At 41.0% G+C, this 15,118-nt stretch carries 12 protein-coding genes and 4 pseudogenes; 7 read left to right on the top strand and 9 right to left on the bottom strand.

Annotation, left to right across the window (positions count from 1 at the left end):
* The first annotated feature begins 106 nt into the window (after positions 1–106).
* A pseudogene (locus ACGEDC_RS03535) lies at positions 107–1,050 on the top strand (DUF692 domain-containing protein).
* Positions 1,047–1,841, top strand: a complete 795-nt coding sequence (locus tag ACGEDC_RS03540; RefSeq protein ID WP_055023663.1) for a DNA-binding domain-containing protein — start codon at positions 1,047–1,049, stop codon at positions 1,839–1,841. Before ACGEDC_RS03535 ends, ACGEDC_RS03540 begins: the two are co-directional and overlap by 4 nt.
* 22 nt (positions 1,842–1,863) lie before the next feature.
* Here the strand turns inward: ACGEDC_RS03540 and ACGEDC_RS03545 are convergent, their stop codons facing one another.
* The 9 genes and pseudogenes from ACGEDC_RS03545 to ACGEDC_RS03585 all read right to left on the bottom strand — a co-directional run bounded on the left by ACGEDC_RS03545 (position 1,864) and on the right by ACGEDC_RS03585 (position 12,085).
* Positions 1,864–3,141, bottom strand: coding sequence for a sensor histidine kinase (locus tag ACGEDC_RS03545; RefSeq protein WP_394496465.1), 1,278 nt, complete (start codon positions 3,139–3,141; stop codon positions 1,864–1,866).
* 139 nt (positions 3,142–3,280) lie between these two features.
* Positions 3,281–4,726 carry a sigma-54-dependent transcriptional regulator gene (locus ACGEDC_RS03550; protein ID WP_394496467.1) on the bottom strand — a complete coding sequence of 482 codons (1,446 nt, stop codon included), beginning with the start codon at positions 4,724–4,726 and terminating at the stop codon, positions 3,281–3,283.
* Between the two features lie 96 nt (positions 4,727–4,822).
* Positions 4,823–6,030: pseudogene (locus ACGEDC_RS03555) on the bottom strand (ABC transporter permease).
* 17 nt (positions 6,031–6,047) lie between these two features.
* Complete coding sequence (locus ACGEDC_RS03560; RefSeq protein ID WP_394496469.1) at positions 6,048–7,361, bottom strand: ABC transporter permease; 1,314 nt, start codon at positions 7,359–7,361, stop codon at positions 6,048–6,050.
* A 20-nt stretch (positions 7,362–7,381) separates the two neighbouring features.
* A complete protein-coding gene (locus ACGEDC_RS03565; protein WP_055023658.1) occupies positions 7,382–8,113 on the bottom strand; it encodes an ABC transporter ATP-binding protein in 732 nt (243 codons plus the stop codon).
* 72 nt (positions 8,114–8,185) lie between these two features.
* Entirely contained in the window at positions 8,186–8,419 is a 234-nt protein-coding gene (locus tag ACGEDC_RS03570; protein WP_394496472.1) for a hypothetical protein, read from the bottom strand.
* Positions 8,420–8,461: 42 nt separating this feature from the next.
* On the bottom strand, positions 8,462–9,721 hold the full coding sequence (locus ACGEDC_RS03575; protein ID WP_394496474.1) for an efflux RND transporter periplasmic adaptor subunit: 1,260 nt from the start codon (positions 9,719–9,721) through the stop codon (positions 8,462–8,464).
* A gap of 298 nt (positions 9,722–10,019) precedes the next feature.
* Positions 10,020–10,737: pseudogene (locus ACGEDC_RS03580) on the bottom strand (cobalamin-binding protein).
* 314 nt (positions 10,738–11,051) lie between these two features.
* Positions 11,052–12,085: pseudogene (locus ACGEDC_RS03585) on the bottom strand (DUF2235 domain-containing protein).
* A gap of 199 nt (positions 12,086–12,284) precedes the next feature.
* Here ACGEDC_RS03585 and ACGEDC_RS03590 point away from each other — a divergent pair.
* The 5 genes from ACGEDC_RS03590 (at position 12,285) to atcB (ending at position 15,111) form a co-directional block, all read left to right on the top strand.
* Positions 12,285–12,827 carry a hydrolase gene (locus ACGEDC_RS03590; RefSeq protein WP_065108685.1) on the top strand — a complete coding sequence of 181 codons (543 nt, stop codon included), beginning with the start codon at positions 12,285–12,287 and terminating at the stop codon, positions 12,825–12,827.
* 258 nt (positions 12,828–13,085) lie between these two features.
* Entirely contained in the window at positions 13,086–13,208 is a 123-nt protein-coding gene (locus ACGEDC_RS03595; protein WP_263863652.1) for a hypothetical protein, read from the top strand.
* A 316-nt stretch (positions 13,209–13,524) separates the two neighbouring features.
* A complete protein-coding gene (gene atcJ / locus ACGEDC_RS03600; protein ID WP_055023653.1) occupies positions 13,525–13,809 on the top strand; it encodes a cold adaptation protein ActJcold adaptation protein ActJ in 285 nt (94 codons plus the stop codon).
* A gap of 7 nt (positions 13,810–13,816) precedes the next feature.
* A complete protein-coding gene (gene atcA, locus ACGEDC_RS03605) occupies positions 13,817–14,353 on the top strand; it encodes a cold adaptation protein AtcA (protein ID WP_065108686.1) in 537 nt (178 codons plus the stop codon).
* Positions 14,353–15,111 (top strand): cold adaptation protein AtcB, encoded by a 759-nt coding sequence (gene atcB / locus ACGEDC_RS03610; protein WP_055023651.1) that lies wholly within the window; start codon positions 14,353–14,355, stop codon positions 15,109–15,111. The genes atcA and atcB overlap by 1 nt, the downstream gene beginning before the upstream one ends.
* The last annotated feature ends 7 nt before the right edge of the window (positions 15,112–15,118 follow it).

Below are 15,118 nucleotides of genomic sequence, written 5' to 3' on the forward strand. Positions count from 1 at the left end.
CTCCTTATTGCCAAGCCGTTTATTTTGCTTAAATTCATTCGATAACAAGCAAGTCAACATCCGTCTTCCACCAACATGAAGGTTATGATTAACCTAAGGAAAGCCCATGTCAGATTCGAAAATTACGCAAGACTTTATTGGTTTTGGCTTAGGGCTTCGTACAGATCATTTTGAGTACATCTTGCAGCATCAACCAGCCATAGATTGGTTTGAAGTACTATCAGAAAACTACATGGTTGCAGGGGTAAACCTCGTTACTACCTTGAAGCGATCGCTGAGCAATACCCTGTCGTGATGCATGGTGTTTCTATGTCGATTGGCAGCACAGATCCATTAGACATGGATTACCTTAAGTCTCTCAAAAAACTCAGTAATGACATTAATCCGAAGTGGATTTCTGATCATATTTGTTGGACCTCAATTCATGGTGTTAACAGCCATGACTTATTACCTTTGCCATATACAGAAGAAACCGTAAAGCACGTGGTTGAACGTATAAACGTCGTGCAAGACTTTTTAGGTCGCCGTTTATTACTCGAAAACGTTTCGAGTTACTTATCCTATAAAGACTCGACAATGGACGAATGGGAGTTTTTATCTCAAGTTGCTGAAGAAGCAGACTGCTTAATATTGCTGGATATCAACAATATCTATGTCAGTGCGCGTAATCATTGTTTTAACCCGCTTGATTATTTAAATAAAATAGATCCTAGACGAGTGCAGCAATTTCACTTAGCTGGCCATTCGGATCATGGCGAATATGTGATTGATACTCATGACAACGAAGTCCCACCGAGTGTGTGGACACTATATCAAGCCGCACTTGAACGCTTTGGTCCAATAAGTACCATGATTGAGCGAGATGCCAATATTCCTGATTTTCCAGTGTTATACCAAGAATTATTAGAAGCTCAAAAAATTGCTAAATTAACTTTACCTGGTCATCCTGCACTGGCTTGTTCATCATTAACCTCCATGGGGCTAGATTCTCATACTACAGCAGCCTTTCAGACCCAATCGTTATTGCCAAAAAGAAAGGTTGCAGTATGAGTAAACTAGCTAAAATTCAACAAGAATTTATGCAGTATCTGCTCTTTGAGGCCTCTCCTGAACATCCGCAAAGTATAACCCACAGAGTGGCACAACAAACGGGGATTTCAGCGCAACATCGTTTGGAAATTTACGCTAATGCTTATCGTACTCGCCTTACTGAAACCCTTGAAACTGACCATCAAATATTAGCGTTATATTTAGGTGATGAATTGTTCGATAAGTTATCGAAAGAGTACATTCAAACACACCCATCAGCCACCAGCTCATTAAGGCATTTTTGCAATAACTTAACTGAATATTTACGCCAAGATGCATTTTTTAGCCAGTATCCTATTTTAGCTGACATAGCAGAATTTGAACGTCGCTTACTGGTTGCTTTTGATGCTGCAGATGCAGACAGAATAGGTTTTGAAGCGTTACAACATTTACCACCTGAATATTGGCCAAACTGCCAATTACGTTTTCATCCGAGTGTTCAAGTTTTCAGTTGCCAAAGTAACGCAGTTGAAAGCTGGCAAGCATTAAAAGCCGACACCCATCCAGATGCACCATACTACAAGCGAGAACGTCATTGGTTACTGTGGCGAAATAGCGAAAGGCTAACTCAATTTGAGTCCTTAACGGTTAGCCAGCACGCGCTGCTTACCGGATTTATTGCTGGTCAAAACTTCGCTCAACAGTGCGAGTTGATGCTTAATTGGTATGATGAACACAGCGCACCCGCAGTGGTATTGCAGACCTTACAAGATTGGTTTAAAAAAGGCATGATCAGAAGCCTGTCTAACTAACAGCTACCATAAATGAATCTTACTATGACTCTTTAGGTAACCATAATTTAACGCTCAGTCCGCCTTCAACTTTGTTTTGCATGGTAATGTGACCACCATGCGCTTCGATAATCTCGCGACACAGAGGCAAACCGATCCCCGTACCTGATTGTTTGGTTGAATAAAAAGGTAATAAGGCTTGAGACAACACTTCGCTGGACATACCGCTACCTTGATCTGCCACTACAATCAAAATACCAGATACTGGATGAGTGACCTCATCGATATCCAAAGTGACATGCTGTGTATCTGAGCCTGACTCATGGGCATTTTTAAGCAGATTAATCAGGACTTGCTCAAGTTGAACACTGTCGAGCGCAATGTTCAACGTTGGCAAAGTAGAGGTGAGTTTAAACGGGTATTGCTCAGCTAACTGATCGACTAATTGCGACCAATCTACTGTGGTTTTACGTGGCAAAGGTAACTTTGCAAATTGTGCGTAATGAGAAATAAACTGACTTAGGTGAGCGGTTCTGTTTTCGATGGTATCAAAAATAAGTGTCAGCTTTTCATTATCAAGATCTTTAGTTAACACTCGCCCAGAGTTAACCATCGACGCAATTGGCGCGACAGAATTATTTAACTCGTGGCTGATAATTCGAATCACTTTTTTCCACACAGCCACTTCTTGACGGTTAAGCTCTTTAGTTAACTGTTTTAGTAGAATCAAATGATGCTGTTGGTTATTTTGAGTAAAGCTGCCACGAGAAATATGCCAGGTTTCCAGCTCTTCATTACCGCTGCCGTCCGATGTTAATTGCTCATTGTTCACATCAATTGAAAACAATCCTTCATGCTGACTATTCAATGCGTGCTTTAATGCACTCGGCAGCTCGGCGATAAGTGCATTTAACAGCATTCCTTCTATACGTACGCCTTGATTAAATAAATGCCTAGCAGCGTCATTTGCGTAGATAATCCTTTGATTGTCATCAACTAACAACATAATATTGGGCGAGTTTTGAATCACTTTGTCCAACATTAATTCACGCTGATAAATAAATTGCCTTTCGTTTCGCAGCTTTTGGGATGCTTGATTATAAAGCTCAGCAATGGCATCTAACTGAGGCTCTCCATAACCATGCAGCGACACACTAAACTCATTATCTTTAAAATTAAGTAAGCCCACTTCTAATGCTTTCAGGCTGTCATTCAGTGCAGTTGTTAACCACATGCTTAACACAAAACATAAGCCCAAGCTCGTTAGCAGCGCTAGCCAAACATGTTCACTGCCAAGAAAAACCACACGCACCAACCGCATAAACCGCTTAACGCAACGGAAAACACGTTACCAAGTACTAACTTACTACGCAGTTGTAGCGTGTATCTCATGTTATCGGTTCACTCTTGTTATTCATCCGTTTTACTTTTTTTATGATGTTCACAGCGCTTATGGACTATCATTTTGAGGATAAACCATACTTATCCATCCTACGATAAAGCGCTTGGCGACTTAACCCTAAGGATTTTGCCACTCTGGCGATAACTCCATTGTGATGCTGCAACGCCTGCTCAATCTGTTGTTTATCAGGCTCAACTTGAGCGGCACTCACTTGTTGAGGCGCTTGCTGAGTATGCTCACCATTTTCCTGATATGGTGCCCCTTGCTTAGGTGTAAAAGTCGATGTTGTTAAAGGTTCACTTGTTTTCACATTGGAAAGCGATGAGTTTGTTGAAGGTAATAGCCCCAAGTCATCCACCGTTAAAACAGCGTTGGTAGCAAGTAGCACCGCCCTTTTACACACGTTTTCTAACTCTCTTACATTGCCTGACCAAGCATGGGCTAACAAGGCCTGTTGAGCGGTTTTTTCAAACGTAAATCCATCACCCACAAAATGCTGCGCTAACGGTAAAATATCATCAATACGTTGATTCAAAGGCGGCAAAGGTAACTCAATCACATTGAGTCGATAAAACAAATCTTCACGAAAAGTCCCTTTGGCAATATCGTCGGCTAAATCAGCATTCGTCGCACTGATAACCCGCACATTCACTTTGCGAGTTTGGTGGCTGCCAAGTCGTTCAAACTCGCCTGTTTGCAGCACTCGTAACAACTTAACTTGCCCAGATAAAGGTAAATTACCAATCTCATCTAAGAATAAAGTGCCGCCATCTGCCGCTTCAAAACGCCCTATTCTGACTTTATTCGCGCCTGTAAACGCTCCAGCTTCAGCCCCAAATAGTTCAGCCTCTAATAGATCCATTGGTAATGCACCAATATTGACCTTAATAAAAGGTTGTTTATTTAATAAAGAGTTGGCTTGAACAATATCGGCAATTTTGTCTTTACCTGCGCCATTAGGCCCGGTAATCATCACCGAAACGTCTGATTTGGCAACTTGTAAGGCCAAGTCTATGCAGCGCTGCATGGCTCCACTACCAAACACCATGCCGCATAAATCAGCGTTATTAATCACACTCATGCGCTCTGAGTCGACTCTAGCAAGCTGATTATTTTGTTTAGAAAGATGATAAATGGACAGTAAGTTATTGATACTCGTGAGCAGTTTGGCATCATCCCATGGTTTACCCATGTAATCTGCAGCGCCGGCTTTAACTAATTCAACTGCGGTTTCAAGTTGCGTCCATGCTGTCATCAAAATAATCGGTAGATTAGGCTGCTGTTGTCTTAAGGTATAAAACAACTGTTTGCCTTCTTCACCCGAGGTCGTATCTCGGGTGAAATTCATATCTTGAATCACTAAGCTAATATCTTGTTTTTCCACAATAGCCAGTGCTTGTTCTGGCGTTTCACAGCTCAGTGCTTTATAGCCATGAATGTCCAACATTAACGTTAATGCGCTGCAAATTGAACTGTTATCATCTACGACTAAAATACTGTCCATACTTCCCATCATTCTTATTTATCGAGCTTAATTATCGAGTTAATACGCTAACTATATCTTACCAAGATACGAGCAGGCTAATTTAGCGACATCAAATTAAACGCTGCGCGTCGCCATCGCTGGAGAAATCTTAGCCGCCTTTAATGCTGGAAGCATTACCGCCAATGTGGTCACCAGCAATAAGCCTATCACCGCTGCAATAGGATAAGTGACTGGCAGCATAGGTAAATTATATAAACTCATTAATTGTTGACCTAACTGCAATGCCAGCATGGCACCAATCAGTCCACCCGCTATACAAATAAGGTAGTTTTCAACCATAAAGTAATTAACAATATCGCGCTTTTTAGCACCTAAAGCGCGACGAGTTCCAATCTGTTTCGTGCGGCGCTGAATATTAAACATGACCATACCCGTTAATCCGAGCGCGGTAATCAAAAGTAGCAATATCACCATCATACTTAATAATGTCGCCATCAATCTATGATTGTTATAAGCGCCTTTTTTGGTCTCGCTTAGTGATGAAAAGCCATCAATTACACGGTTTGGGTTTTCTGCATGAAACGCCTTTATTATCACTTCTTCCAGAGCGGGTATATGCTCAGGAAGCGCACGCACCATATAGGTTTTGTTTTTAAACCCGCCACCAAAATCAATATTTTGAATCACACTGTATTCAAAGTTTTCATGATTCACCCAGGCGCCTTGTAATTTATCCACCACGCCGATAATTTCGATCGTCTGTTTGCCTTGGTACATGGTTTTACCCACAGGCGACTCATCCCCCAAAACGCCTCTGCTAAAGGTTTTGAGACTATTGCGAGCATGCCACTTTGATCTAACTGAGTATTAATTTCTTCAGGACGAAAATTACGCCCATCTACCAGTTTAGATCCCATAACATTCAGTAAGTGCTCATTACCTAAATACAAAGCAAATCCAGGCATACTTTCTGCTGTATTTTCATCTGCACTATCAACATAGCGGTCCATCCAACCACTGCCACTCAGTGGCACCATGTTAGTTGAGCTTGCCTCTATGACATTGGGCAAGCTACGTAAAATTTGCTGGTCAACTTCGTTTTGCAGCACATTATCAATTGCAGGGTCAAAGTTATAAACGTTAAAGGTTAAAATTTGCTCCTCAAGTAAACCAGAATCACGCTGCATCATGGTTAAGCGTTCATGGATAATAAAACTCGCATTGGCAACAATGGCGACCGATAACACGATTTGTAATAGCAACAGCACAGGCCCACTTTTACTGCGCATTAAACTCGATAATATTGGCTTAATATGTAACATGTTGAATTCCTTCTCTACTACTGAGCTTTTAAATACACACTGGGTTTAGTACGGCACACAATCCAAGCTGGATACACCCCTGCTAATACAGCGGTAGAAATGGCAATTAATGGCGTAATAATCCACATGCTGCTATCAAGCCCTGTAACGCTTTGCTCCATGTTGAATTCTGCATGAAGGACAGTCAATGCGCCCCACGCCCAAAGCAAACCGATAATTCCACCAATAAAGCCAATCAAACCAACCTCAACCATATATTGGCTAAAGATTTGCGCTCTACTTGCTCCAATAGCACGGCGAACGCCGACTTCGGGAGCACGTTTTAAAAACTTAGTCAGTAATAAGCCAAGGATATTGACCAAACATACACTCAAAAATAGAACACTTAATCCTACGAGAATCTTGTTATCTCTTGGCACGACATCATTATTTTCAAGCCATAAGGCAACATCACTAATTTGAAACGCCTCGGCTGCACTTTTTGCCGTGTCAGTAAATCGCCCTAAATTGCGTTGCTGCTCGACGTAATGAGTAAGCCAAGTCGCGAGCTCAGATTTGTCATCATCTGTTGCAAGAAATGTCCAAAATTGGATCCACGTTTTTTCTGAGTTTAATCGGTCTTGGTAAGTAAGCATCGGCTCGAAACGCCAGCCACTGGTGTTTCCCCACACATCAAACTCTTCTTGCTCATTTAGCGAAAATGGAATGAAAATTTCTTCTGCATCATTAAATGCTCCATTGGTCGGGTCGTAATACTTAGGCTGAGGATTCCAATCTTTAATCACCCCTACGATCTGGTAGGGTTTACGATTCAAATACAAGGTTTCACCGACGCTGTTGTTACCATTAAAGAATGTTTGATTAAGGGTCTCTCCAATCACCACTTGATAAGCTGGCTGACTATCGACACTTTTATCCCAGCGTTGCCCATATAAAAACGGCACATCAAAAATGTTAAAAAAGTCACGATCAGTAATTCGCACACTTTTTAATGACGGCTGAATATCAGGGTTCTCAGATTGAACCGCAAGACCTGTACGATACGACGCTGCTTTTAATTCCAGCTGATTGTTGTTCCGCAGATTAATCACGTCGGTGTAAGTAAGATTTGAATGAAAGTCATCCCAGGTATCCAGGCCTTGACTCCACAACTGAATCGAATTTATCTGACTACTCTTATTACCTGCAGGGTTATGCGACATCGTTTTATACACGTTCAAGGTGGTAATCGTTATGCCAATACCGATGGAAATGGCCAGCACCATTAACATGGATAACATTGGGGTTTTCTTGATGCTGCGCCAAGCAAGATCGCAATAATAAAAAAACATAAGCTTCTCTCCTGCTTCAATTAGCGACTGGCGTTGGCAACTTGCTGCAGATCAGCAACAACAGATTGGTCAGCCTTTTGATACATAGAAAAGTCACATACCTGACCGTCTACAATTTGAATATTACGCTGTGCTCGTCTTGCTAACTCTGCGTCATGGGTCACCATAATGATGGTGGTACCTTGTTGATTAATATCTTCAAGTAATTCCATCACTTGCCTAGCCATTAAACTGTCTAAGTTACCTGTTGGCTCATCTGCTAACAAAAAACGTGGCTCGCCTGCTAACGCTCTCGCGATGGCCACACGTTGCTGTTGCCCGCCCGATAATTGCGTCGGTAAATGCTTCATTCTTGCGCCTAAACCCACTTGCTCGAGTGCCGATTTCACACGGCGTTGACGTTCAGCTGCATTAAAACCACGGTAACGTAATGGCACTTCAACATTTTCAGCAAGATTCAAGTCAGGAATTAAGTTAAAGCCCTGAAAAATAAACCCTATTTTTTCATTTCTAACTTTAGCACTGTGGTTATCGCTCAAATTAGACACGTTTTCACCGTCTAAACTGAACTCCCCCGATGTAAAGCCTTCAAGCAAACCTGCGATATTTAAAAAGGTAGTTTTACCTGAACCTGATGGGCCAGTCACTGCAACAAATTCGCCTTCTTTCACTTCAAGATTAAAGTCACGCAATGCGTGGGTTTCTACTAAGTCCGTTTTAAACACTTTGCTAATATTCTTCATTGATAACATGAGTCTGTCCTTGTCTTATTGGCTCTGTGTTTTGCCAATTTTTGTTTATTCAATTAATCGGTGAATTCGCGCTTAAAAATGCACTATGATTTGCAGTGCTGTTGGAAAATCTAATTCAAATAAAATCTTTACCATGTCATTCGTGAGACCATAACTCACTTGCTCTGATAGTTGATCCGTTAAGTCGATAATGTGGAAACTAAATGACAACCAATTGAAGCTTTCATCAATGCGATAACTCACCGCTAAGCTCAATAACATCAGAGCAATAAAGCCTGTCACTGGTTTACTTTGTAATAATTTCATCCTGAGATCCTTACTTGTACAGTCCAAGTCACTTATCTGTGATTATCTAATTTGAATTTGTGTATCATTTTTGAAGGTTTCGGTACCTGAAATAACCCATACATCACCTTCTTTAGCGCCGTCAATAACTTCAATCTCACTCATGCTTCGTGCACCTAAAGTCACTGCTGTTCTTTGCACCATGTCGTCATTCATGACAAATGCCGTAGCACCGCCTCGATTAAGAAAGTCCCCTCGTTTAACCATCAATACGTTAGGACGATTTTCAAGTAACACTCTTGCTGATAAACGTTGATTTTGACGTAATGACAAACTATCAATCGCTTCAAAGCGCACTCTTGCTGTTACTTCACGATTTCTGACTTCAGGTGAAATAGACGATAAATGCCCCATTACGGTGACGCTGCCAAAGCTCAGTTCAACATCCATTCCTATACCTAAGTCATCAGCATATGATTCCGGTACTGCAAGTTCTGCTTCAAAAGCACTTAAATCCACCACAGTTAACATTGGCTGACTCGCTCCAATACGGGCTTTTTGTTCCACCAGCCAATTACCGATAATGCCTTTTACTGGTGCTTTAATATCCAATGCCGCAATTTGACGGGCAAGCTCGGTTACCACTAAGGCTTGTCTGTCGACTTCTAGCGCACGGTTTTTCAATTCAAATGTCAGCGTATCTCGCATTAAATCAACTTCTTGTAATGCATGTTGATGCAATAAGTTGGCTTTATGCAGCTCATCTTTGCCTTTTTCAAAATCAATTCGGCTAATAAGGCTGTTTTCAATCAGTTGATCACCTCGGCGACTTTCTCTGTCTGCCGCTTCTAAGTCCACTTTCGCCATATCAAGCACTTGGCTAACTCGAAGTTGCTCGCGTCGTGCATCTAACTTGGCACGTTCCAAATCACTTTCCATTGCTGCAAAGACCGATTGTTCTTGCTGAAACCGACTGCGAAGTTTTGGACTATCAATTTGAGCAACCACTTGGCCTTGCTCTACTTCATCACCAGGTTGACTCAATAAAGTGACCACACCTTGCTCTGTGCTGTATAGCACTGGGGCATTGGCGGCGACAATTTTACCTGTGGTCGCAATGTCTCTGACTAAGGTGCCACGAGTGACTGTCGCCATGCGTAAGTCTTTACTATCAACAGAGCGAATACTGCTATCGTGACCTAAGCTTGCCCACACCAATGCACTCGTTAGTAATCCAGCAAGCCCTAGCACCATAGGTAGGCGAACCTTACGACCCATTGTCGGTGTCACCACTGTGTCTTGAGCACTTGTATCTTTAATCATTTCAGTTCCTTGAAATTCGTTGCTGTGGCCTTAGCAAAATAAATGGACACAAAGGTTGTCCGCTTTTCGGTCACTTACGATATCGTTGAATGTATGACGCTTATAGAGCACAAGCTATGCCAATAATTAAATATCAATTTATTTCAACAACTTAAGCAATTATAGTAATAACTAGATTTCATAAAAGTGTCCGCGGACACCTTTAAAAGTGTCCGAAAAACAAAAAAGTGTCCGAGTGGACACTTTTCAAAAGAAGCGATGACTGTTGGAGCTAAATGGAATAGAACGCTTTTTCACATCAGTTGACTCTGGCGTTGTCTAAGGCTGCACATAATGCTTGCACACCTAAGATGGCTCTGGGGAGGCTCGATGCAGTAAGTCTGCATTAAGCTGGTAGATATGATTGTTTTTAACTGCTGGTAATTCAGGCCACTTTGACCAATCGACACCAATAATATTGCCTTCATCTTGGCTTTGTAAAATCACTTCTGCATCGGTGAGTAATACATTTTCAACACTGATTTGTGGGTATTCACTCGCAGCATCAAGAAACACATTCTCGCCATGACATGCACTAATAATGTGCTCAATCCAACTGCCTTTAGATACTGTCATTAAAGGCGTAGACCATAATTGATAAAAGACCTTTATTGCTGGTTTTTGGGCGTTACTTTTTTGATTTTACTAAGCTGTAATCGATACTCATCAGCGGCTTGTTGTGCTTTTTCTTGATGGCCAGTTAACTCACCAAGTTGCAATAACTCTTTGGCGACATCATCTAAACTCTTAGGATCGCTATTAAACACGTTAAAGCCTAATTGGGTTAATTGATTGATATCATCCAGCTTATTACCGCTTTGCCAAACAACAATAAGATCTGGGTTGAGCTCAATAACGCGCTCCATTTGAATACCATAATAACCACCAATACTCGGAATCGCTTTGGCTGCTTCAGGAAAATCAGCATGGTCCGTGGTTGCAACTATTGTCTCGCCTGCACCAATGGCAAATAACATTTCTACAGCATGAGGAGATAAGGCAATGACACGCTTAGCTGTTTTCTGGGGGGTAGCGGTGTCTATGACCTTGCTTGTTGCCTTGTCTGACAGATGTGTTTCTTGTGCTGCATTGGCTGTATTGAGTGTTACTGACGTCATCAATACGAGTGCCGTTATTGCCCAAATACGGCTCAATTTAGTAAGAAACAACATGGGTATCCTTATGATATTTATTAACAACATTCGCGAAGTCATCGCCCCATTATACTAACTCACTTCAGCAAATAATGTGGTGGTTAATTACGCCAAGCTGACCAAGGTTATTTCACTATTTAGTCAACCAAATTAGTCGGCCAGCCGTGTTGCTTGATGTAGTTAACTAAATTTTTCGGTCGATATTGACTATCTTGCTCCCAACGTACCTTAACCGACTCATGTATTTGGGCTGGCAAACCAGCCTTATCAATGCCACGTATATACTCACCACGGATCCGATAGACGTGCTTCTTCGAGTTGTGTTTACTTGCTTGGGGGTTAGGATTAAGCGAATCCGTTAAGTGCGGTTCCGTACTAAGGGATTGCAAATTTGCTTGCGTAATCATCCATTGCAGGGATATATCACTCAATAATGTCTGATCTTGATCTGGCGAGTAACTCCCTCCCACATCACAATGAACCCCAGCAAACCAAACTTGTTCAATATCAATATCACTGTTGTTTGCCCAAATGGTGGGTTCAAAGTCACTCCTTATTTCGTCAATAGCCATGGCATGCCTTGCGACTTTAACGTTACGGCCTAACTTAGTGTCGTAAAACTCATCTTTATCATCAAATAACCCTAGAAATGAAAATGGAATTCCCATCGCCCCCACGGTATCCCACACACCGACAAACTTAACCTCTCTAGATGGGTGGCTGTGGTTGTTTCTGAATTGAATTGATTTTTCACCGCTAGGTTTATAGGCCTTAGTTTTGGTTTTGTAATGATTAAATGCTTGTTGAATTAAGTTAGCATCGGGACGTTTTAAAATACCGCAATTATTAATCAAACCGCATAAACACCTTACGGTATAAGCGCCACGGCTAAAGCCAAATAAATATATCTCATCACCATCTTGATAGTTTTGAACGATATAGCGGTAGTTATCCATAATGTTTTTATGAACGCCTTTACCGGTAACCCCTCCAGAAAACGAGTCATAATACGAGCCAACACCCCAATCATAAAAAACTTGTTGAGGTGTTCCGTCTTCAGCAATAGGTTTTATTGCTCTCGCCATTTTTAGCACATTAGTCGGGTAATCATCTTGGTTTTTTCCGGCCGATTCCAAGTTCCATCAGCACAAATTACAATACGCTTTTTCATTACCTAATCCTTGAAGACTCCGCTATTTATCAATATTAATAACCCAAAATGAACACTAATGCAGCAAGCTCAATGTCGTCCTAGACAGATTCCTTCCTTCGACTTATCGACAATAGGCGAAACACAAAAATTAGCGTTTACTGGTGTAAGAATAGCCAAAACAATGGTGCACATTGGCAGATTAACCTGAGGGATTTTTATGTTAACAAGTGAAAAGTCAGTATTGGTCATTATTGATGTTCAAGGCAAACTTGCACAAATCATGCAGCAGTCATCCCAATTACATCAGCAACTTGAAACGCTTATTCAAGGGGCACAGTTATTTGATATTCCCATTTTATGGGTCGAACAACTACCAGATAAATTAGGCTCGACCACCGAGTCATTAGCTTCACTATTAACTAAAACAACACAAGCTATCCCTAAATCGCACTTTAGTGCTTGGCATTGTCATGAGTTTCAGCAACAGCTAGCAAGGCTCAATCGTAACAATATTATTTTAGCAGGCATCGAAACCCATGTTTGTGTGTATCAAACTTGCCAGGACTTATTGGCTAATCGTTATCAAGTTCATGTGGTTGCCGATGCGGTGTCATCTCGCAGCCAAGACAATAAACAATTAGGCCTGCAAATGATGCAGCAAAAAGGCGCCTTTCTCACCAATACCGAATCATGTTTATTTGAACTGCAACATCAAGCCACAGGTGAGCGTTTCAAGGCGTTACTCAAACTCATAAAGTAATGTGAATTTGAGTTAAGTTTTGAACATTAATTATTGCTTAGGCTAGATAAGTAGTGCTTCAGATAAAGCTTGAATAAATTCAGTTTCAAAGGCAACGAACGACCTCATGACAAATGTCACTGGCACTCATGACAAAGCTCACTTATCTCATTGTCCAACGTTTTATATTCTGGTTGTGAATTCAAGGAAAGCCAAAGCAAACGAGCTTGGTATCTCCATCACAAATAGTGACTAATGGCAGTCAATAAGGAGCATAAAATGGGTTGGGAACATGTTGCAGCACTGAGCCTTTGCGTAGGAATCGTTAACCAGTTAGTACCAGTATTAATGGCATTAATTGAAAACCAGCAAAGTGACTCTTCAACCAAGCACCAGCAGTAATCTTAATACATCATCAAGCGCCAAGTGCGCTTTGATGTATAAACTCCCCACACCTTACATGCGTTAATTCAATTTACGTTATTCAAGAAGAGCTGCATTAACGCGCTTTAATAACCTCAGTTTCTATTCACAAAAAGCAATAACAGCACTTTTTGTATTATTTTTATTCAATATTACCCGCTGTATTTTGAATTAAGCTAAACTAGCTGATAGTTTTATGGAAATGATTGTATTTCTGTTATTATTTCTAACCAAATAATCATAATTTAGTGGGATAGCATCAGTCTATCCAAGTTCAATCGCCATAGGTAAAAATATGATTAACCACTTCACAGTCCTCGGTGTTAAAGCCAGTGCCAAAGAAGACGAAATAAAAAAAGCCTATAAACGTTTATCAAATAAGTACCATCCCGATAAACTGATTAATGCTTCAGAAGAAGAAAAACATCATGCAGCCGAGCAACTGCACCGGGTTAAAAATGCCTACGATGTGTTATCTGATAAAAAATTAAGAACGGCATTTATTAAAGATTTTAATAATGTCATCGTGACCAACCCAACAGCTGCTATGACCGAGCTGTGGGACCAATTTTATTCTTGAGAAACCCATGAGCAAACCACTTAATATCTCTCGTATTAATGAGTTAAAGAATAATGCCTTCGATAATATCGAATCGTATAACGATCCCGATAGCCCTGAAGCTTTAGCAAAATTCACCGATTCGATGAAAGAGATTTTATTAGCCGATCCATCGATGTTAGCAGCCGTGCCAGAATATTTGCCTGTTGCACTATTCAATCGTGTTCGCTTTTCAGATGAAGCCAAAACCAAATGGGCGTCATGGATTGATAACGCTGAATTACCTAGCTGGGATGAGTTTAAGGTAACGATTCAATTTAATAACGCTGATGTCCCGTTAGTGTTAGCGGTACGAAAATATTCTGAAGAGCTATTAATAGAAAGTTGTGCAGTGGTTTACCTGCTGAATACTCAAGATAATGTGGTTGCGCCAAGTAAATCTTTTAGTGCCAATGAAGCAAGTGACACTAATGATGACGGCTATGATCCCTACAATGATGATGGGGACTATGATGACAGCGATGAAGAAGGTTATTACGACCAATATGATGACGAGGAGCGATAATGAACAATCTTATTGAACTCACCGCAGCAGAGATAAAAGATCTAGCTGACGTCGAGCCACAACAAGCCAGTAAGCGATTCGAAATCATTGCAAACACGATGTCAGACGATCAACTTGTTGATGTTATTGAACATATGGACATTGTGACATTAACGCAGATTAACAGTCATCATGATATTTCATGTCCGTCAATTATGTCGGAGTTAATGACGCCTGAACAAATTCGCGACATCGTTTGTCAGCAACCTTTATATTGGGAAGAACAAATTAAAACCAATGCTGATGAACTTATGCATCATACATTTGAGTTTTTAACTTACCTTATCCGTATTCAGGGTACCGAAGAAAAACAAGCGGCGATTTTAGAATGTATTGCAGAAGATCCTGCAGGGTTATTCTACCTTTCTATTCCGTTTATCGAGTTAATTTTATCGCCTTCTGCCGAGCAAGATACCAACAGTATTTACGAAAGCTTTGACGATGAAGATGACGGCGAAACCGTTGGTTATAGCAACTGGCAGGCAGATGAAGAAGCACATAGTTTAGCAATTGATGATCCGCGTAGCTTGCTTGCGTTAATTAAACAAATTGCGCCAGATGTGGCCTCTTCGATTAAAAACTTACTCCGTAATGAAAGTTCAGGATGGGAACAAATTATTGGTAAGTTCGTTAATGAGCTTGTACTGCAAGCTAAAGAGAAAAACGAAGTGGCTGATGAATACGCCGAAGTCGACGATATGTTTACTTTTCTTGATTAAGGAATCG

The sequence above is a fragment of the Shewanella sp. ENK2 genome, from assembly GCF_043568515.1.
GTDB lineage: Bacteria > Pseudomonadota > Gammaproteobacteria > Enterobacterales > Shewanellaceae > Shewanella > Shewanella japonica.